This window comes from Microbacterium sp. zg-B185 (assembly GCF_030246885.1).
Taxonomy (GTDB): domain Bacteria; phylum Actinomycetota; class Actinomycetes; order Actinomycetales; family Microbacteriaceae; genus Microbacterium.
In genome coordinates this window covers 1,370,382-1,389,978 of record NZ_CP126739.1, presented here as the reverse complement: position 1 = coordinate 1,389,978, position 19,597 = coordinate 1,370,382, and the positions used below count along the sequence as shown (strand labels likewise).

The window sequence follows — 19,597 nt, the reverse complement described above, 5'->3', positions numbered from 1 at the left end:
ACGACTTCGGGTACGGGCGGCAGCACGTCAGCCGGGCCGTCGCGCACGTGCCTGCCGAGCCTCAGATGCTCGTGCGAGTATGCGATCTCATTCTGGTCTCCGGGCCGTTCAGGCCGATCGCGAGACCCTCGAACCAGGGAGGATTCTGTGGCGGAATCCTGCGGAATTCACTGCTGGGGTACCTGGACTCGAACCAAGAACAACGGTACCAGAAACCGCCGTGTTGCCAATTACACCATACCCCAAGGCGCTCGGTGTAACCCGGTGCCAAGGGTCAAGTCTAGACGACTCGAGCGGCCCGACCAAACCGAGACGCGTCTGCTCAGGTCGCGCGGAACGCCTGGAACGCGGCCAGACGCCGGATCGACTCCGTCTTGCCCAGCAGCTCCATGGATTCGAACAGCGGCGGGGACACCCGGCGACCGCTGACGGCGACCCGCAGCGGTCCGTACGCGATCCGCGGTTTCAGCCCGAGACCCTCGATCAGCGCCGATGACAGCGCCTCCTGCACGGCAGCGGCGGTGAATTCCTCCTCGCGCACCTCCTCGAGCGCGCCGACCGACGCAGCCAGCACGACGCCGGTGTTCTCCGGGAGTCCGGCCAGCGCGTCCTCCTCGTAGAAGATGTCGTCGGTGAAGAGGAATCGCAGCAGCCCGGGCGCGTCACCCAGCAGCGGCAGACGCTCCTGGATCAGCGGAGCGGCCTTGGCCAGCAGCTGTGCGTCCGCGTCGCTCAGCGGCACCGTCACCACACCGGCGGAGGCCAGGTAGGGAACGATGCGCTCGGCGAAGTCCGCCGGCTCCAGCATCCGGATGTGGTCGCCGTTGATCGATTCGGCCTTCTTCTGATCGAAGCGCGCCGGGTTCGGATTCACATCGACGATGTCGAACGCGGCCACCATCTCGTCCAGGGTGAACACGTCGCGGTCGTGGCCGATCGACCAGCCCAGCAGCGAGAGGTAGTTCAGAAGCCCCTCGGGGATGAAGCCCTTCTCTCGCTGCAGGAACAGATCCGCGCGCGGGTCGCGCTTGGAGAGCTTCTTGTTGCCGTCGCCGAGGACCAGCGGCATATGTCCGAAGCGCGGGATGAACGTGGTGACCCCGGCGTCGATCAGCGCCCGGTACAGCGCGAGCTGGCGCGCCGTGGAGGGCATCAGGTCCTCGCCGCGCAGCACGTGGGTGATCCCCATCAGCGCGTCATCGACGGGGTTGACGAAGGTGTACAGCGGGATGCCGCCCGCCCGGAAGATCACGAAATCCGGGAACGATCCGGCCGGGAAGGTGACCTCGCCGCGGATCAGGTCGACGAAAGTGAGATCCTCATCCGGCACGCGGAGACGGTACGCCGGCTCGCGGCCCTCGGCGCGGAACGCGGCCCGCTGCTGGTCGGTCAGGCCGCGGTCGTGGTTGTCGTAGCCGAGCTGCTTCGCACGGCCGGCCGCCTCGTTGCGCGCGTCGATCTCGGCGGCGTTGGAGTAGCTCTCGTACACCGCGCCGGCCTCGATCAGGCGGGCGAGCACGTCGCGGTAGATGTCGTGGCGCTGGGACTGGCGGTACGGCGCGTGCGGTCCGCCGACCTCGACGCCCTCGTCCCAGTCGATCTTCAGCCACCGCAGCGCGTCCAGCAGCTGCAGGTAGCTCTCCTCGCTGTCGCGGGCGGCATCGGTGTCCTCGATGCGGAAGACCATCGTGCCGCCGGTGTGGCGGGCGTACGCCCAGTTGAACAGGGCGGTACGCACGAGGCCGACGTGCGGAAGGCCGGTGGGCGAGGGACAGAAGCGCACGCGCACGTCGACGCCGGAGGCGGTCGTGGTGCGGGGATCGGGGATAGACATCGCATCCCAGCTTAGTTCGCGAGGGCGATCCGCGCCGTGGCCGCGGCCCCCGCCCCGCGTCAGTGCAGCACGCGGGCCAGTGCGGCGAGGGTGGTGCGCACCGCTGGAACGCGCTCGGCCCCGTGCGCGGTGACGACGTGGATCGTCCGCGCCTCGGCCGCCGGCAGCGGCGCGGTCACGATGCCCGGCAGCAGCGGGAAGGACTCCACCGCCATCCGCGGCAGGGTCGCCACGCCGATCCCCTGTGCGACCAGCCCTTCGACCGCGACGAAGTTGTCGGTCTCGAACCCGATCCGCGGTTCGAACCCCGCGCGGCCGCAGACCTCGAGCAGGTGACCGCGGCACCGCGGGCAGCCGGCGATCCAGTTCTCCCCCGCCAGCGCCGCCATGTCCGCCACCCCTGAGCCGGCCGCCGGATGGCCGGTCGGCAGCACGGCCAGCAGCTCGTCCGTGCCGATCGCGCTCACCGCAAGGCCGCTCGCGCTGGATCCATGCGGGTCGTCGCGGTCGCCCGGATAGCTGAACGTGAGTGCGATGTCGGCGCGATCTGCGCGGACCGCCTCCACCGCCTCGGGCGGTTCGGCCTCGACGTAGGTGATCGTGACGCCGGGGTGATTCTGGCGAAGGTCGGCGAGCAGCCGGGGTACGACCGTCGGTGACGCGGACGGAAATCCGACCAGGCGAACGCGCCCGGCGCGAAGCCCCTGCAGCTCCGCGAGCTCACCCGCTGCGGCATCCAGCGCCGTGGTCACGGCGGGCGCGTGGCGAGCCAGCACGCGTCCCGCTTCGGTGAGCCGCACGCTGCGGCCGACGCGTTCGACGACGGCGACCCCGAGGCGCGCTTCCAGGCGCTTCAGCTGCTGGCTGACCGCGGGCTGGCTGTACCCCAGTGCCGCCGCCGCGGCGGTGATCGAGCCCTCGTCGCCGATCGCCTTGATCACGCGCAGGCTCCGCGCGTCGAACTCGGGATCATCCAGTCCGCGATCGGTCACGCCGAAAGCATAACGTCCGTGCATGATTCGCATCGAATACCTGCCGTAGACGAATGCCCCAGAGGCGAGCACCCTGGGGGCATGTCCACTCTCGCCCCGCCCGACCTGCGGGCCGCCCGCGCGGAGTTCACGGGCGGCCGTTCCTACCTCGCCGCCTGCACCGTGGGGTTGCCCACCCGCGGCACGCGCGCCGCCGTCATCGCCGACCTGGATGCCGCGGGCGCGGGCCGCGCGTCCGCGGTCGCCTACACCGCCGCCGTGGAGCGCACCCGCGCCCACTTCGCCCGCCTGGTGGGCGCGGATCCTGCGCGGATCGCGATCGGATCGCAGGCGTCGGTCTTCGCCGGCCTCATCGCGGCGTCGATGCCGGACGGCGCCGAAGTGCTGTGCGCCGAGGGCGACTTCTCGTCGATGGTCCTGCCGTTCGCGCACGCCGGCCGCGGCATCCGTCTGCGCACCGCGCCGCTCAGCCAGCTTGCCGCCGCGATCACGGCCGACACCCGGCTGGTGGTCTTCTCCGTCGTGCAGTCCGCCACCGGCGACGTCGCCGACGCCGCCGAGATCCGCGCTGCGGCCCGACGGCACGGCGCACGCACGCTGTGCGATGCCACCCAGGCGATCGGCTGGCTGCCGGTGCAGGCCACCGACTACGATGCCGTGATCTGTCACGCCTACAAATGGCTGTGCGCGCCGCGAGGCGTCGCGTTCATGGCGATCACCGCGGACTTCGCAGCCACCGTGCCGCCGATCTTCGCCGGCTGGTACGCGGGCGCGGACCCGTGGACGTCCTGCTACGGGCGAGAGGTCGAACTGGCCGCCGACGCCACGCGCTTGGACGTCTCCCCCGCCTGGCAGGCGTTCATCGGCGCCGAGCCCGCTCTGGCGCTGTTCGCCTCCCTTCCCGCCGCAGCCCTGTATGACCACGCGACGGGGCTGGCCGACGCCTTCCGGGCCGGAGCCGCGCTCCCCCCGGCTGATCGTCCCAGCGCCATCGTCACCTGGAGCGACCCGGACGGCTCGGACCTCGCCCGGCTCGCCGCGGCCGGCATCGTCGCGTCGGGGCGCGCGGGCCGCGCTCGCGTCGCCTTCCACGTCTTCAACGACGAGCAGGACGTCGCCGACGCGGTGGTCGCGCTGCGCGGCTAGCTCCGGGCGGGCAGCGGACGACGACCGAGGAAGGACAGCGCCGTCACGACGGCGACCACCGCCAGAGCGCACAGGGCCAGGCCGCCGTATCCGATCCGGCCCAGCACGACCCCGGCCAGGACCGCTCCGGTGGCCGCGACCAGGTTCATGATCAGGTCGCTGCGCCCCTGGCGGCGGGTGCGCAGATCCTCGCTCGAGGACTCGGTCAGCAGCACAGCGCCGGACACGGTGGAGGCGCTCCACCCCAGTCCCAGCAGGATCAGCGCGACCGTGACCGCGGATGCCGAATCCTGCCCGACTGCGGCGAGGATCAGCGACGCGGTCAGAAGCGCCTGCCCGACGAGGATGGTCGGAACCCGTCCGAGCCGGTCGGCCATGATGCCGAACACCGGTGACAGCGCGAACATCCCGGCGATGTGCAGGCTGATCGTCAGCCCGATGACCGTCAGCGTCGCCCCGTGATGCAGCAGGTGGACCGGAGTCATCGCCATCACGGCCACCATCACACCGTGCGCGCCCGCGATCGCGATGATCGCATAGCGCGCAGCGGTCGGCCGGTCCGCGCGCGCGATCGCCGCGGCGCCGCCGGCGACCGCGTTCGCGATCCGCTGCGCGAGCAGCAGCGGGTCCGGCCGCAGGGCGGTCGCGTACAGGGTGATGGCCGCCAGCTGGGCGACGATCGTGAACACGTACGGGCCGGTGAGCGCCGGCATTCCCAGGGTCGCGCCCAGAATCTCGCCCGGACCGACGAGGTTCGGCCCCAGCACAGCCCCGAGCGTGGTCGCCCACACCACGATCGACAGGTCGCGACCGCGCGAGGCGTCGGTGGCGAGGTCCGCCGCGGCGAACCTGGTCTGCAGGTTGGCCGCCTGGCCCGCTCCGATCAGCGCGAACGAGAGGAGCAGCAGCGGGAAGGACACGGTCGCCGCCGCCAAGATGACGCCCACCACCCCCATCAGGGCCAGAAGCATGCCCGAGGTCAGCGAGATCCGGCGGCCTCGGCGGTGCGCGAGGTGAGCCAGCGGCACCGCCAGCGCCGCGGCACCGAGTGTGATGAAGGCGGTGGCCAGGCCCGAGAACGCCTCGTCGCCGGAGATCTCCGCGGCCAGGACCGCGCCGAGCGACACCGTGGCGCCGAAGGCGACCCCGCCGAGCACCTGCCCGCTGGAGAGGACCCAGAGCGTGCGACGCCGGATGCGGATCAGTTCCTCCGGCGAAACGCCGCCGGGCGGCGCGGCATCCGCCTGAGCCGGGGATGAGGGTGCGGGATCGGACATGGGTTCCGGGTGGGCGATCCGGGTCACGCGTCCCGCGCCGTGTTGCGCAGCGTGCCGAGACCGGATATCTGGACTTCGATCGTGTCGCCCGCGACGAACGGACCGACCCCGGAGGGCGTTCCGGTCAGGATGACGTCCCCCGGCAGCAGGGTGAAGGCCGCGGACGCATAGGCGATGATGTCCGCGACCGAATGGATCATGTCGGTCAGCGGCGCGCGCTGCGCGACCTCGCCGTTCAGACGCGTCTCGAGCGTCGCCGAAGCGACGTCGAAGTCGGTCTCGATCGCCGGGCCGAGCGGGCAGAAGGTGTCGAACCCCTTCGCGCGCGCCCACTGCCCGTCGGTCTTCTGCAGGTCGCGGGCGGTGATGTCGTTGGCGATCGTGTAGCCGAAGATGACCTCGGAGGCGCGGTCCGCCGAGACGTTCTTCGCGATCGATCCGATCACCACGGCCAACTCCCCCTCGAACGAGGTGAACGTGGACTGGGGCGGGCGCACGATCGTATCGCCCGGGCCGATCACCGCGGTGTTCGGCTTGAGGAACAGCAGGGGCTCGGCGGGCACCTCGTTGCCGAGCTCCTCTGCGTGGGCGCGGTAGTTGCGCCCGACGCACACGATCTTCGAGCGCGGGATGACCGGGGCCAGCAGCACCACGTCGCCGAGCGGAACACGCTCCCCCGTGGTGTCGAAGCCCGCGAACATCGGATCGCCCTCGAGCACGACGAGGTCGATGTCGTCGACGATGCCGAAGCGGATGGCGTCCTGGTGGCTGAAGCGCGCGATTCTCACCCGTTCAGCCTACTCAGCCGCGGCATCCTCGGAATGAAGACCGTGCGGCGCTCAGGCGTCCAGTCGCAGCAGCCAGCCGTGCTTGTCCTCGGCGCGACCGTACTGGATGTCGGTGAGCTCCTTGCGCAGCTCCAGCGCGAGGGTGCCGAGGGGCTGCTGGTCGAAGAAGTCCGCGCCCTTGAGCACGCCGATCGGGGTGACCACGGCGGCGGTGCCGCAGGCGAACACCTCGACGATGTCGCCGGATGCCACGCCCTGACGCCATTCGTCCAGCGACACGGCACGGCCCTGCACCGTGTGTCCGCGGTCGCGTGCGAGCTGGAGGATGGAGTCGCGCGTGATGCCTTCCAGGATGGACGGGGACTCGGGCGTGACGATCCTGCCGTCCTTGTAGACGAACACGATGTTCATGCCGCCGAGCTCTTCGACGTTGCGGTCCTGGTCGAGGAAGACGACCTGGTCGCACTCGTGCTCGTAGGCCTCGGACTGCGGGAGCAGGGAGGCCGCGTAGTTTCCGCCGGTCTTGGCCGCGCCGGTGCCGCCCTTGCCCGCGCGGGCGTAATCCTCGCTGAGCCAGATGGAGACCGGGTTCACGCCGCCGTGGAAGTACGCTCCCGCGGGCGAGGCGATCACGTAGTACTTGACCTTGTGCGCCGGCCGCACGCCGAGGAAGGCTTCCTTCGCGAACATGAAGGGCCGCAGATACAGGCTCTGGTCCTCGCCAGAGGGAACCCAGGCGCCGTCGACGGCGATCAGTTCCCGCAGCGACTGGATGAAGTACGACACCGGAAGCTCCGGCAGCGCCAGACGCCGGGCCGACCGCTGCAGGCGGCGGCCGTTCTGGTCGGGGCGGAAGGTGTGGATGGACCCGTCCGGGTGGCGGTACGCCTTGATGCCCTCGAAGATCTCCTGCCCGTAGTGCAGCACGGCGGCGGCGGGGTCCAGGGTGATCGGCCCATAGGGCTGGACGCGCGGGCGATGCCAGCCGCCGCCGACGGACCAGCAGATGTCGACCATGTGGTCGGTGAAGTTCACACCGAAGCCCGGGTCGCTCAAGATCGCCTCCCGCTGCGCGGGATTCTTGGCGGCGAGGTTGCGGGTCACGGCGAACTGCAGGGGTGCGAGTCCGGTGTCGGGGTCGGTTCCGATGAGTGTCATGTCACGTCCAAGTTCGGTTGCGCTCACCAAGCGAGCGGTTTCAGATTACGCCTGCAGTCGCTCGACGATCGCGTCGCCGATCGCGGACGTCGGGCGTGCGGCGCCGTCGCGCGCCCGGATGTCCTCCTCCACAGCGCGGGTGACGCGCTGCGCCTCCTCGTGCAGCCCGAGATGATCGAGCAGGAGCGAGACGGACAGGATCGCGGCAGTGGGATCGGCCTTCTGCTGCCCCGCGATGTCGGGCGCCGAACCGTGGACGGGCTCGAACATCGACGGGTACGCGCCATCCGGGTTGATGTTCCCGGACGCTGCGAGGCCGATGCCACCGGTGACGGCGCCGGCCAGGTCGGTCAGGATGTCGCCGAAGAGGTTGTCGGTGACGATCACGTCGAAGCGGGACGGGTTCGTGACCAGGAAGATCGTTGCCGCATCGACGTGCAGATAGTCTACGGCGACGTCCGGGTGCTCTGTCGAGACCGCGTTGACGATCCGCTGCCACATCCCGCCCGCGTGCACGAGCACGTTCGTCTTGTGCACGAGGGTGAGTTTGCTGCGGCGTCGCTCGGCCAGCGCGAACGCGTACCGGACGACGCGCTCGATGCCGTAGGCGGTGTTGACCGACGTCTCGTTGGCGACCTCGTGCGGCGTGCCGGTGCGGATCGATCCGCCGTTGCCCACGTACGGTCCCTCCGTGCCCTCACGGACCACGACGAAGTCGATCTCACCCGGGTCTGCGAGCGGACCCGGCGCGCCTGGGTAGAGCTTCGAGGGACGCAGGTTGACGTAATGGTCGAGCTCGAACCGCAGTTTCAACAGCAGTCCGCGCTCGATGTTGGCGTCTTTGAGCCGCGGATCGCCGGGCACTCCCCCGACGGCTCCGAGCAGGATCGCGTCGTGCGCCTTGATGGCGGCCAGGTCGTCATCGGTGAGTGTGTCGCCGGTGTCGAGGAATCGCGCGGCACCCAGCGAGAAACGCGTCTTGTCGAAGCGGATGCCGGATCCTGCCGTCACGGCATCCAGCACCTTCTCTGCCTCGGAGATGACTTCGGGACCGATGCCGTCACCGGGGATGACGGCCAGTCGCACGGTCCTGGACTGCCCCGCCCGTTCTCCACCCGACCCTGTTACCTGAACGCCCGACATCGCTCTCCTCTTGTCCCTGCCAGCGTACCGGCGGGCGAGCCGCTCCGATCGCCGGCCCGCGCGCCCGCCCGGAGCAGAGCGCCTGGCCTGCGCTCAGCGGTTCGCGCCGGCCCGGCCGCCGAGCGTGAACGCGGCGATCACGGCAGCCACCACGATCAGCCCCGCTCCGATCAGGGCGGTCACGCCCACTCCGGCGTCGAACGCGGATGCCGCGGCATCCCGAAGCGCCTGGCCGAGCGTGGCGTCCAGTTCGTGCGAGGCGGCGACGGCACCGGCAAGGGTCTCGCGGGCGGCGTCGGCAGCAGCGCCGGGCAGAGCATCCGGCAGGACGAGATTGGCGCGGTAGAACGCCGCCAGCAGGCCGCCGATGATGGTGGTGCCGAGCACGGCTCCCAGCTCGTACGCCGTCTCGGAGACGGCGCTGGCCGCGCCCGCCTTGGCGGCCGGAGCGCTGGCGAGGATGAGCTCGTTCGAGACCGTCTCGGCTGCGCCGATCCCCACTCCCAGCGACACGAAGGCCGCGATCAGCAGCGGCAGCGAGGCCGAGGTGGTGCTGACGGCGACCAGCACGTATCCGAGGACGGAGAAGCACAGCGCGAGCGGCACGACCAGGCGCGGCGCTGCACGCTTGGCGATCGGCACGACGCCGATGCCGGCCACGATCATCGCCAGCAGACCCGGCACCAGGGCGAGGCCGGCCTGCAGCGGTGAGAGCCCGACCACGAGCTGAAGGTGCTGGGCGACGAAGTACAGGAAGCCGACCAGCCCGATGACGCTGAGCAGGTTCACCAGGACCGAGCCGGTGAAGCTGCCCCGGCGGAAGAGCGCCATGTCCAGCATCGGCGTCTGCAGCCGGTTCTGCCGTCGCACGAACAGCACCCCGAACAGCACCCCTGCACCGATCAGCACGAGCGGCAGGGGGCTCTCCGCGCCGTGCACGGCGAACTCCTTGATCGCGTAGACGATCGGCACCATGGTCGCCAGCGACAGCACGACGCTGAGCGGGTCGAAGCGACCCGGGCTGGGGTCCCGGCTCTCCGGAACGAGGATCGGGACCAGCACCAGCAGGGGCACGAGCACCGGAACGGCCATCAGGAACACGGACCCCCAGGCGAAGTGCTCCAGGAGGACGCCGCCGACGATGGGTCCGAGCGCGGCACCGGCCGAGAAGCCGGCAGCCCACACCGCGATCGCCATGCGGCGCTGGTCGCGATTGGTGAAGATCGTGCGCAGCAGGGACAGCGTCGACGGCATCAGCATCGCGCCGAACACGCCCATCGCCGCGCGGGCCGCGATCAGCCACTCGGGGCTGGGCGCGAAGGCCGCCAACGCGGAGACCGCACCGAACCCGGCCGCGCCGATCAGCAGCATCCGTCGTCTGCCGAATCTGTCCCCGAGCACGCCCATGGTGACCAGGAGGCTGGCCAGGACCAGCGGGTAGGCGTCGATGATCCAGAGCTGCTGTGTCGCGCTCGGCTCCAGGTCCAGCGCGATCTGCGGCAGCGCGAAGCTCAGCACTGTGTTGTCGACCGAGACCAGCAGCACCGGCAGCATGAGCACGACCAGGGCCGCCCAGCCGCGCCACCCGACGCGGGCGCCTGCCGCCGTCGGCGTGCGGGTCAGTGTGTCGGTCATGATCTTCCTCGTCCGTTGTCCGGGCGATTCAGGTAAACCGTCCAGCCGGTATAGTAACAGGCGTGAAACCCTCCCCGCTGATCCGGTGCTGGATAGCATCGAGCGCATGAGCCGTCCGCCGCGGGCCAGACAGAGCGTGCTCGACGCCTTCGAGACCATCCTGATCGACGCGGGTGAACGCGCGGCGACGCTGGAGGCGACCGCCCGCGCGGCGGGTGTCTCCAAGGGCGGGCTGCTGTATCACTTCGCCTCGAAGGACGCCCTGGCTGCCGGGGTCATCGAACGTCTGCGCGCCCTCGTGGACGCGGACGTCGCCGCGATCGGCAGCGCGCCGGAGGGACCCATCGCCTATTTCCTGCGCTCCTCCGCCCTGGAGAACGATCCGCTCGACCGCGCCCTCATCGCCGTGTCACGCCTCGCGCAGGGCGGGCACACGCCGGCCAGCGCGGCGCTGCGGGAGGTGCGGGCGGAGTGGGGCGAGGCGATGCGTCCGCATGCGAAGGACGCGGCATCCTTCGACCTGATCATGCTGATCAGCGACGGGCTCTATTACAACAACGCGCTCAAGGGCGACGGCATCGCCGGTCCGGTACCCCGAGGGGCGGCGATGGATGACCTCATCGCGCTGGTGGAGCGCGCCGCCCACGGGTGAACGGCGCGCCGCAGCTCAGGACTCGGTGATCTCGATCTGGCGGAACAAGTCGGCGTGGATGGCGCTCTGCACGTCGTCGAGCAGCTCGTCGCTGACCGGCGAGTCCAGGGTCAGGATGCTCAGAGCCTGCCCGCCGGCGCTCGTGCGGGCGATCTGCATGCCGGCGATGTTGATGCCCGCCTCGCCGAACTTCTGCCCGTAGATCGCGACGATCCCGGGGCGGTCGGTGTACAGCATCACCACGTGGTGCTTCTCGATCGGCAGCTCGAGAGCGTAATCGTTGATGCTGACGAGCTTCTCGATCTGCTTGGTGCCGGTCAGGGTGCCCGAGACCGACAGCTGCGAGCCGTCCGAGAGCGCCCCACGCAGCGTGATCACGTTGCGGTACTCGTCGCTGACGTCATCGACCAGCAGGCGCACGTCGACTCCGCGCTGCTCAGCCAGCAGGGGCGCGTTCACGTACGAGACGCTCTCGCTGACGATGTTCGTGAACAGCCCCTTCAACGCCGCGAGCTTGAGCACGCTGACGTCGTACTGGCTGAGCTCACCGTGCACCTCAACGTCGAGGCTGGTCAGCGGCGAGTGCGACAGCGATGCGAAGATCTGCCCGAGCTTCTCCACGAGCGGGATGCCCGGGCGCACGTACGGGTCGATGATCCCGCCGGCGACGTTGACGGCATCCGGAACCAGCTCGCCGCCCAGCGCGAGGCGGACCGAGCGTGCGACGGAGACGCCGGCCTTCTCCTGGGCCTCTTCGGTGCTGGCGCCGAGATGGGGTGTGACGACGACGTTGGGCAGGTCCAGCAGGCGCTGCGCGTCCGAGCCGGCGGCGGGAGGCTCTGCGCTGAAGACATCCAGGCCGGCGCCGGCGATCTCACCCGCGGTGAGCGCGTCGTACAGTGCGCCCTCGTCGATGAGTCCGCCGCGGGCGACATTGACCACGAACGCGGTCGGCTTCATCCGACGCAGCTGCTCGGCGCCGATCATGCCGGTCGTCTCGGGGGTCTTCGGCATGTGGATCGTGACGAAATCGCTCTGCTCGATCAGCTCGTCCAGGCTGACCAGCTGGACGCCCAGCTGCTGGGCCCGAGCGCTCGTGACGTACGGGTCGTACGCGATCACGCGCATGTCGAACGCGTTCAGGCGCGCGGCGATGAGCGCGCCGATCCGGCCCAGGCCGATGATCCCCACCGTCTTCTCGAACAGCTCGGTGCCGGTGAAGGACGAGCGCTTCCACTGGCCCTGCGAGAGCGACCCGTGTGCGGCGGGGATGCGGCGCGCGAGGCTGAGGATGTGCCCGATGGTCAGCTCTGCGGCCGAGATGATATTGGAGGTCGGTGCGTTCACGACCATGACTCCGGCAGTGGTCGCGGTCTTGATGTCGACGTTGTCCAGGCCGACGCCCGCACGGGCGACGACCTTCAGCAGCGGAGCAGCTCCGAGCGCCTCGGCGTCGATCTTGGTCGCGGAACGCACCAGCACCGCGTGCGCGTCCGAGAGGGCCGCGAGCAGGGCGGGACGGTCGGTGCCGTCGACCTGGCGGACATCGAAGTCCGGCCCGAGGGCGTCGATCGTTGCGGGTGAGAGTTCTTCGGCGATGAGCACGACAGGCTTCGGCACGGCAGCGGATCCTTTGGAGCAGTGGGCACGCGAGATGCGGCCTGAAGAGGGGTGGATGCTGCGCCGCACGCCATCGGGGCGCATACAGGTGCCACTCTATCGGCTCGCCCGCATCCGTCCCGGCCGCATGACGACGCCGACGACGCTCAACCCAGCAGCGACGCGGTGTTCAGGGTGGTGTACGCGACGACGTTCAGCCAGAACACGGCGACCAGCCCGAGGCCGCTCAGCATCACCAGGAGGAACTCGTGCGGCCGGCGCTTGTAACCCGCCGCGAACGCCGCGCCCCAGACGATGACGGGAAAGAGGATCGCGAAGATCCAGATGAACCAGCCCAGCCCATTGAGCCCCAGCGGCGCCGCCTGCACGAGGTTGCCGACCGCGTTCCACACGGCATACGCGTAGAACAGCCCGAGGGCGCCCGCTATCGTGGCCACCAGCCAGGTGGGCATCGCCCGGACACGGGATCCGGTGCCTTCTGCGGTCCTGCGGATCACCGTCCCACCGCCCCGATCATCACGAACGGCCATGGCAGCAGAAGCGCGACACCCGCGAGCAGCCAGGCGATGCGCACCCACGGCTTGGCAGCCGTCGTCAGCAGGAACACGGTGCCGAACCAGAGCACCGGGGCGAGCACGGCCAGCCACAGGCTGCCCTGGTACATCACATCGCTCACGAGGTACTGCCGCGCGCCCTGCAGACGCAGACCTCCGATCAGCCAGCCGATCGCATACAGCAGGTAGACGCCGCCCAGGATGCCGAGCGTGATGAGGGTTGCGTTGCCCAACGGCACCCGCTCCTGCGGCATCGTGACCGAACCGTCATCGTGCACGCGTCCGACGTCTGCGCTTCCTCTGCCCACGGCGGTGAAGCCGTCCGGCAGGGCTGTGGGCGCGGCATCCGCGGGCTGGTCGGCAGGCTCGTCCGACGCCGCAGACGTGGGCGGGGCATCCGCGGCCGGACCGGCGCCCACATCGAGTGTGGGATCGTCGTCACCATCCCATGCGAGGGCGTCGTCGTCTGTGCCGCGGGCCATGGCTCCAGCGTAGCCGTCGGTCGCGACCGGCCCCACCTGTCCGAGCGCATGGTGTACTGGCGGTATGGCGACCGTGCGCGACCGCTGGCGATCCCACCTGCTGCAGACGCTCTCCGGAACGGATGACGGGTCACCGCAGTGGGTGCGCAACCTCGCTCGGGGGGACGACGCCGGCTTCTTCGGCCCCGGATCGGCCGCGTGGGCGGTGCACGGCGGGATGGCGACGATGGTCGCCGGCATCCGCGCCCTCCTGGTCCAGGCCCTGCACCCGGGCGCGATGGCCGGCGTGCACGACTGGTCGCGCTACCGCGAAGACCCGCTCGGGCGGCTGAGCGGCACGATCCGCTGGCTGATCACCGTCACCTTCGGCGATCGCGCGACCGCCGAACGCTCCTCGGCCCAGGTCCGCGGCCTGCACCGTCGCGTGCAGGGTGAGTACGTCGACGCGTTCGGCAACCCGCGCCCGTACCGCGCCAGCGACCCGGAGCTGATCGAGTGGGTGCATCTGGCCTTCACCGATTCGTTCCTGACCTGCCACGAGGTCTGGGAGAGCGAGATCCCCGGCGGCCCGGACGCCTACGTGCGGGAATGGGCGACCGCCGGCGAGCTGATCGGCCTGTCCGACCCACCGCTGACCGCGCATGAGCTGCGCGGCAGGCTGCGCGCCATCGCCGATGCCGGCGTCCTGAAGACCGACGCCCGCGTCCTGGATGTCGTGCGGTTCATCCGCACCCCGCCGCTCGCGAAGGGCATGATCCCGCCGTACCGCGTCATGTTCGCCGGCGCGGTGGCGTCCCTCGATCCGTTGCACCGCCGGATGCTGGGACTCCCCCGACCCGGTTTCCTCGCCGTTCCCGCCACCGGCGCTGTGCTGCGCACCGCGCGATCCCTGCTGGGCGAGCGGTCCACATCCGAGGATGCCGCGCTGGCGCGGATCGCTCGCCTGCGCGACGCCTCCGCCGGGTCCCAGCCCGCCGCCTGACCCCGGCAGCCCTTCCCAGATTCGGAGACAGGTACCGGATTCGGATGCGCACGGCCACAGCATCCGAATCCGGCGCCGCCACCCGAATCAGACACCGCCCGGCCCAGCGGCCCCACCGCAGAGCGGCAGCGCACCACAATCCTGGAAACACCACCGGCGGGCACCCCACAGGGCGCCCGCCGGCGTATCGCGTGCGGAAGGTCAGCGCGCGGCGGAGCCTTCGGTGTAGTCCGAGTCGGTCTGCTTCCACGCGAACAGGGCGCGCAGCTCCTTGCCGGTCTCCTCGATGGGGTGCGTGGCGCCCTTTTCGCGCAGTTCCAGGAACTCGGGTGCACCGGCATCCTGGTCTGCGATGAAGCGCTTCGCGAACGCGCCGGACTGGATGTCGCCCAGGACGGCCTGCATGTTCTCCTTCACCCGCGGGTCGATGACGCGCGGGCCGGAGACGTAGTCGCCGTACTCGGCCGTGTCCGAGATCGACCACCGCTGCTTGGCGATGCCGCCCTCCCACATCAGGTCCACGATGAGCTTGAGCTCGTGGAGCACCTCGAAGTAGGCGATCTCGGGCTGGTATCCGGCCTCGACGAGGGTCTCGAAGCCGTACTGGACGAGCTGCGAGGTGCCGCCGCACAGGACGGCCTGCTCGCCGAACAGGTCGGTCTCGGTCTCTTCGGTGAAGGTCGTCTTGATGACGCCGGCGCGGGTGCCGCCGATGGCCTTGGCGTACGACAAAGCAACATCCCAGGCCTGGCCGGATGCGTCGCGCTCGACGGCGATGATGTCCGGGATGCCGCGGCCTGCCACGAACTCCCGGCGCACCGTGTGGCCGGGCGCCTTCGGGGCGATCAGGATGACGTCCACGCCCTCGGGCGCGTCGATGTAGCCGAAGCGGATGTTGAAGCCGTGGGCGAAGGCGAGCGTCTTGCCCGGCGCCAGGTTGTCCTTGATCGAGTCGGTGTAGATGCCGCGCTGGTGCTGGTCCGGCGCGAGGATCATGATCACGTCCGCCCAGATCGTCGCGTCGGCGACGGAGAGGACCTCGAAGCCGTCCTCCTGGGCCTTGGCGGCGGACTTCGAGCCGTCCTTGAGCGCGATGGCGACCTCGACACCCGAGTCACGGAGGTTCTGTGCATGGGCGTGGCCCTGGGAGCCGTAGCCGACGATCGCGACCTTCTTGCCCTGGATGAGCGAAAGGTCGGCGTCGGCGTCGTAGAAGAGTTCGGCCATGGGGATGTGTTCTCCTTGTGTTCTTGGTCTCTGTCCGAGTCAGCCGCGCAGGACGCGCTCGGTGATGCTCTTGCCGCCGCGGCCGAGGGCGAGGAGCCCGGACTGCGCCAGTTCCTTGATGCCGAACGGCTCCAGAGCGCGGAGGAACGCATCCACCTTGCCCTTGTCGCCGGTCACCTCGACCACGAGCGCATCCGGCGCGTAGTCGACGATCGACCCGCGGAACAGGTTCACGACCTCGAGGACGTTCGAGCGGCTGGCGTTGTCGGCGCGCACCTTCACGAGCATGTGCTCGCGCTGCACCGACGAGGTCATGTCCAGCTCGACGATCTTGATGACGTTGACCAGCTTGTTCAGCTGCTTGGTCACCTGCTCGAGCGGCAGCTCGTCGACGTCGACCACGACCGTGATGCGGGACAGCCCCGGCACCTCGGTGACGCCCACCGCGAGGGATTCGATGTTGAAGCCGCGACGGGCGAACAGCCCCGCGACACGGGTCAGCAGACCCGGTTTGTCCTCCACCAGGAGACTCAGCACGTGGCTCGGCATGGCTCAGGCCTCCTCATCGAACGCCGGCGAGTGGTCTCGGGCGTACTGGACGTAGCTGTTGCTGACGCCCTGCGGCACCATCGGCCAGACCATGGCGTCGGCGCTCACGACGAAGTCGATGACGACGGGCCGGTCGTTGGTCTCCAGCGCGAGCGTGATCGCGGCATCCACGTCCTCTTCCTTCTCGACGCGGATCGCCAGACAGCCGTACGCCTCTGCGAGCTTGACGAAGTCGGGGATGCGGACCGTGCCGTGTCCGGTGTTCAGGTCGGTGTGCGAGTACCGGCCGTCGTAGAACAGGCTCTGCCACTGGCGCACCATGCCCAGCGAGGAGTTGTTGATGATCGCGACCTTGATCGGGATGTTGTTGATGGCGCAGGTGGCCAGCTCCTGGTTGGTCATCTGGAAGCATCCGTCGCCGTCGATCGCCCACACGTGACGGTCCGGCTCGGCGACTTTGGCGCCCATCGCCGCCGGCACCGAGTAGCCCATCGTGCCCGCGCCGCCGGAGTTCAGCCACGCGTTCGGACGCTCGTACTTGATGAACTGCGCCGCCCACATCTGGTGCTGGCCGACGCCGGCGGCGAAGATGCCCTCCGGCCCGGTGAGCTCGCCGATGCGCGAGATGACGTACTGCGGAGACATGAGTCCGTCCGTCGGCTGCGTGTAGCCGAGCGGGAACTCATCGCGCAGCCCGTCCAGGAACGACCACCATTCCTCGGTGTCCGCCACGGCGCCGTCGGCCTGGCTGCGGTACGCGGCCTCGAGGTCGACCAGCACCTCCTTCAAGTCGCCCACGATGGGCACGTCCGCGGTGCGGATCTTGCCGATCTCGGCGGGATCGATGTCGACGTGCACGACCTTCGCGTTCGGCGCGAACAGTGCCGCCTTGCCGGTCACGCGGTCATCGAAGCGCGCACCCAGCGAGACGAGCAGATCCGCTTCCTGCAGCGCCAGCACCGCGGGCACCGTGCCGTGCATTCCGGGCATGCCCAGATGCTGAGCGTGCGAATCCGGGAACGCGCCGCGGGCCATGAGCGTGGTGACCACCGGGGCTCCGGTCGTCTCGGCGAGGGCGAGCAGCTCCTCGGACGCCTGCGAGCGGATCACTCCGCCGCCGACGTACAGGACGGGCTTCTTCGCGTGGGCGAGCAGCTGTGCCGCCGCCTGGATCTGCTTGCCGTGCGCCTTGACCACCGGCCGGTACCCCGGCAGGTCCACCTTGGGCGGCCAGACGAACGGCACCTCGGCCTGCTGGGCGTCCTTGGTGATGTCCACCAGCACCGGGCCGGGACGACCGGTGCCGGCGATGTGGAAGGCGGCCGCGATCGCGCTGGGGATGTCCTCGGCACGCTTGACCAGGAACGAGTGCTTCGTGATGGGCATCGTGATGCCCACGATGTCCGCCTCCTGGAAGGCGTCCGTGCCCATCAGGTTGGAGAACACCTGTCCGGTGATGCAGACGATCGGCACCGAATCCATGTAGGCGTCGGCGATGGCGGTCACGAGGTTGGTCGCGCCCGGGCCGGACGTGGCGATGGCGACGCCGACCTTGTTGGATGCTGCGGCGTAGCCTTCGGCCGCGTGACCGGCGCCCTGCTCGTGGCGGACGAGGATGTGGCGCAGCTCGGTGCTGTCCATGAGCGGGTCGTACACAGGCAGGATGGCGCCGCCCGGCAGACCGAAGACGTCGGTGACGCCCAGCAGTTCGAGCGAGCGGACGACCGCCTGCGCGCCCGTGAGCACGGGCGCGGGCGCGGTGCGAGCGGGTGGCCGGGGAAGGGCCGTGGCGGATTCGGCGGACATGATGATGATCCTCTGTCGAGAGATGAGTGTCTGGGGCAGGCCTTAACCCGTGACCGCGCCCTCCGCAGCGGAGCGCACGAGCTTCGAGTATTTGGCAAGAACGCCACGGGTATAGCGCGGAGGTAGCGGCTCCCAGCCAGAACGGCGGGAACCCAGCTCGGCCTCGTCGACGAGTAGGTCGAGAGTTCGAGCCGCGATATCGACCCGTATCAGATCACCATCGCGCACGAAGGCGATCGGACCTGCGTCCACCGCTTCGGGAGCTATGTGGCCGATGCACAGGCCGGTTGTGCCGCCCGAGAATCTGCCGTCCGTCAACAGTAGTACATCTTTTCCGAGGCCGGCGCCCTTGATGGCGGCCGTGATCGCGAGCATCTCGCGCATCCCGGGGCCGCCCTTCGGGCCCTCGTAGCGGATGACGACGACGTCGCCGGCGCTGATGCCGCCCGCCTCGAGGGCGTCCATGGCCGCGCGCTCGCGCTCGAACACGCGGGCGGGTCCTTCGAAGACGTTCGCGTCGAAGCCGGCGGACTTCACGACCGCCCCCTCGGGGGCCATCGTGCCGTGCAGGATGGTGATGCCGCCGGTCGCGTGGATCGGGTTGTCGAGGGTGTGGATGACGGTGCCGTCGACCGGGTCCGGGTTGAGCTCGCGGAGGTTCTCGGCCAGCGTCTTGCCGGTCACCGTGAGGGCGTCTCCGTGCAGCAGACCCTCATCGAGCATCGCCTTCATGATGACCGGGATGCCGCCCTGCCGGTCGACGTCGTTCATGACGAACTGGCCGAAGGGCTTCATGTCGGCGATGTGCGGCGTCTTGTCGCCGATGCGGTTGAAGTCGTGCAGGTTCAGGTCCACCTGGGCCTCGCGGGCGATGGCCAGCAGGTGCAGCACCACGTTGGTCGATCCGCCGAGCGCCATCGCCAGCGCGATCGCGTTCTCGAACGCCTCCTTGGTGAGGATGTCACCGGTCGTGATGCCGAGCTCCAGCAGGTTGACGACGGCTTCGCCGGAGCGGTGGGCGTAGTAGTCACGGCGGCGGTCGGCGGCCGCCGGTGCCGCGGATCCGGGCAGGCTCAGTCCGAGCGCCTCGCCGACGGCGGCCATCGTGTTGGCCGTGTACATGCCGCCGCAGGCGCCCTCACCGGGCGCGAATGCGCATTCGATCCGTTTCAGGTCGGCCTCGGTCATCCGCCCGGCCATGCACGCGCCGACTCCCTCGAAGGAGTCGATGATCGTGATCTCCTTCTCGGTGCCGTCGCTGAGCTTGACCCAGCCGGGCGCGATCGATCCGGCGTACAGGAACACGCTGGACAGGTTCAGCCGCGCGCTGGCCATCAGCATTCCGGGGATCGACTTGTCGCAGCCGGCCAGGAGCACGGTGCCGTCCAGTCGCTCGGCCATGACGACCGTCTCGACCGAGTCGGCGATGACCTCGCGGGAGACCAGCGAGAAGTGCATGCCCTCGTGGCCCATCGAGATGCCGTCGGAGACCGAGATCGTGCCGAACTGCAGCGGATAGCCGCCGCCGGAGTGCACGCCCTCTTTGGCCCCCTGCGCGAGCCGGTCCAGGCTCAGGTTGCACGGGGTGATCTCGTTCCAGCTGGACGCGATGCCGATCTGCGGCTTGTCCCAGTCGGCGTCGCCCATCCCGACGGCGCGGAGCATGCCTCGCGATGTCGTCGCCTCGATGCCGTCGGTGACGACACGGCTGCGGGGCTTGATATCGATGCTGTTGCCGGGCTCAGAAGACAT

17 protein-coding genes and 1 tRNA gene are annotated in these 19,597 nt (G+C 69.7%); 3 read left to right on the top strand and 15 right to left on the bottom strand.

The annotated features are described in order from the left end of the window. Positions 1 to 173: 173 nt before the first annotated feature. The 3 genes from QNO12_RS06635 to QNO12_RS06625 all read right to left on the bottom strand — a co-directional run bounded on the left by QNO12_RS06635 (position 174) and on the right by QNO12_RS06625 (position 2,826). Positions 174 to 245, bottom strand: a tRNA-Gln gene (locus tag QNO12_RS06635). Between the two features lie 77 nt (positions 246 to 322). Then, a complete protein-coding gene (gene gltX / locus QNO12_RS06630; RefSeq protein WP_257501986.1) occupies positions 323 to 1,834 on the bottom strand; it encodes a glutamate--tRNA ligase in 1,512 nt (503 codons plus the stop codon). Positions 1,835 to 1,893: 59 nt separating this feature from the next. Further along, positions 1,894 to 2,826, bottom strand: coding sequence for a LysR family transcriptional regulator (locus QNO12_RS06625; RefSeq protein ID WP_257501985.1), 933 nt, complete (start codon positions 2,824 to 2,826; stop codon positions 1,894 to 1,896). Positions 2,827 to 2,907: 81 nt separating this feature from the next. On the opposite strand from QNO12_RS06625, the gene QNO12_RS06620 reads away from it, so the two are divergent. Beyond that, positions 2,908 to 3,972 carry an aminotransferase class V-fold PLP-dependent enzyme gene (locus QNO12_RS06620; protein WP_257501984.1) on the top strand — a complete coding sequence of 355 codons (1,065 nt, stop codon included), beginning with the start codon at positions 2,908 to 2,910 and terminating at the stop codon, positions 3,970 to 3,972. On the opposite strand, the gene QNO12_RS06615 is transcribed toward QNO12_RS06620, so the two are convergent. From QNO12_RS06615 to QNO12_RS06595, 5 genes are all read right to left on the bottom strand, one after another. Next, positions 3,969 to 5,249 carry an MFS transporter gene (locus QNO12_RS06615; RefSeq protein ID WP_257501983.1) on the bottom strand — a complete coding sequence of 427 codons (1,281 nt, stop codon included), beginning with the start codon at positions 5,247 to 5,249 and terminating at the stop codon, positions 3,969 to 3,971. The genes QNO12_RS06620 and QNO12_RS06615 overlap by 4 nt on opposite strands. Positions 5,250 to 5,272: 23 nt before the next feature. Next, entirely contained in the window at positions 5,273 to 6,037 is a 765-nt protein-coding gene (locus QNO12_RS06610) for a fumarylacetoacetate hydrolase family protein (protein ID WP_257501982.1), read from the bottom strand. Positions 6,038 to 6,088: 51 nt separating this feature from the next. After that, positions 6,089 to 7,195, bottom strand: a complete 1,107-nt coding sequence (locus QNO12_RS06605; protein WP_257501981.1) for a branched-chain amino acid aminotransferase — start codon at positions 7,193 to 7,195, stop codon at positions 6,089 to 6,091. A 45-nt stretch (positions 7,196 to 7,240) separates the two neighbouring features. Continuing rightward, positions 7,241 to 8,338, bottom strand: coding sequence for a 3-isopropylmalate dehydrogenase (locus QNO12_RS06600; RefSeq protein WP_257501980.1), 1,098 nt, complete (start codon positions 8,336 to 8,338; stop codon positions 7,241 to 7,243). 93 nt (positions 8,339 to 8,431) lie between these two features. Then, complete coding sequence (locus QNO12_RS06595; protein WP_257501979.1) at positions 8,432 to 9,973, bottom strand: MFS transporter; 1,542 nt, start codon at positions 9,971 to 9,973, stop codon at positions 8,432 to 8,434. 106 nt (positions 9,974 to 10,079) lie between these two features. On the opposite strand from QNO12_RS06595, the gene QNO12_RS06590 reads away from it, so the two are divergent. Continuing rightward, on the top strand, positions 10,080 to 10,625 hold the full coding sequence (locus QNO12_RS06590) for a TetR family transcriptional regulator (protein WP_257501978.1): 546 nt from the start codon (positions 10,080 to 10,082) through the stop codon (positions 10,623 to 10,625). A 15-nt stretch (positions 10,626 to 10,640) separates the two neighbouring features. Here QNO12_RS06590 and serA read toward each other — a convergent pair whose 3' ends face one another. The 3 genes from serA to QNO12_RS06575 all read right to left on the bottom strand — a co-directional run bounded on the left by serA (position 10,641) and on the right by QNO12_RS06575 (position 13,281). Beyond that, a complete protein-coding gene (gene serA, locus QNO12_RS06585) occupies positions 10,641 to 12,245 on the bottom strand; it encodes a phosphoglycerate dehydrogenase (protein WP_257501977.1) in 1,605 nt (534 codons plus the stop codon). Between the two features lie 146 nt (positions 12,246 to 12,391). Next, on the bottom strand, positions 12,392 to 12,742 hold the full coding sequence (locus QNO12_RS06580) for a bacitracin resistance protein (protein ID WP_257501976.1): 351 nt from the start codon (positions 12,740 to 12,742) through the stop codon (positions 12,392 to 12,394). Continuing rightward, positions 12,739 to 13,281: a DNA polymerase III subunit gamma/tau gene (locus tag QNO12_RS06575; protein WP_257501975.1), complete on the bottom strand. Its 543-nt coding sequence runs from the start codon at positions 13,279 to 13,281 to the stop codon at positions 12,739 to 12,741. The genes QNO12_RS06580 and QNO12_RS06575 overlap by 4 nt, the downstream gene beginning before the upstream one ends. 64 nt (positions 13,282 to 13,345) lie before the next feature. Here QNO12_RS06575 and QNO12_RS06570 point away from each other — a divergent pair, with 64 nt between their 5' ends. Further along, positions 13,346 to 14,263, top strand: a complete 918-nt coding sequence (locus tag QNO12_RS06570; protein ID WP_257501974.1) for an oxygenase MpaB family protein — start codon at positions 13,346 to 13,348, stop codon at positions 14,261 to 14,263. Between the two features lie 201 nt (positions 14,264 to 14,464). On the opposite strand, the gene ilvC is transcribed toward QNO12_RS06570, so the two are convergent. The 4 genes from ilvC to ilvD are packed head-to-tail and all read right to left on the bottom strand — an operon-like array spanning position 14,465 to position 19,597. Beyond that, a complete protein-coding gene (gene ilvC / locus QNO12_RS06565; RefSeq protein ID WP_257501973.1) occupies positions 14,465 to 15,490 on the bottom strand; it encodes a ketol-acid reductoisomerase in 1,026 nt (341 codons plus the stop codon). A 39-nt stretch (positions 15,491 to 15,529) separates the two neighbouring features. Further along, positions 15,530 to 16,039 (bottom strand): acetolactate synthase small subunit, encoded by a 510-nt coding sequence (gene ilvN / locus QNO12_RS06560; protein ID WP_257501972.1) that lies wholly within the window; start codon positions 16,037 to 16,039, stop codon positions 15,530 to 15,532. A gap of 3 nt (positions 16,040 to 16,042) precedes the next feature. Beyond that, entirely contained in the window at positions 16,043 to 17,845 is a 1,803-nt protein-coding gene (locus tag QNO12_RS06555; protein WP_257501971.1) for an acetolactate synthase large subunit, read from the bottom strand. 42 nt (positions 17,846 to 17,887) lie between these two features. Then, a complete protein-coding gene (gene ilvD / locus QNO12_RS06550; protein ID WP_257501970.1) occupies positions 17,888 to 19,597 on the bottom strand; it encodes a dihydroxy-acid dehydratase in 1,710 nt (569 codons plus the stop codon).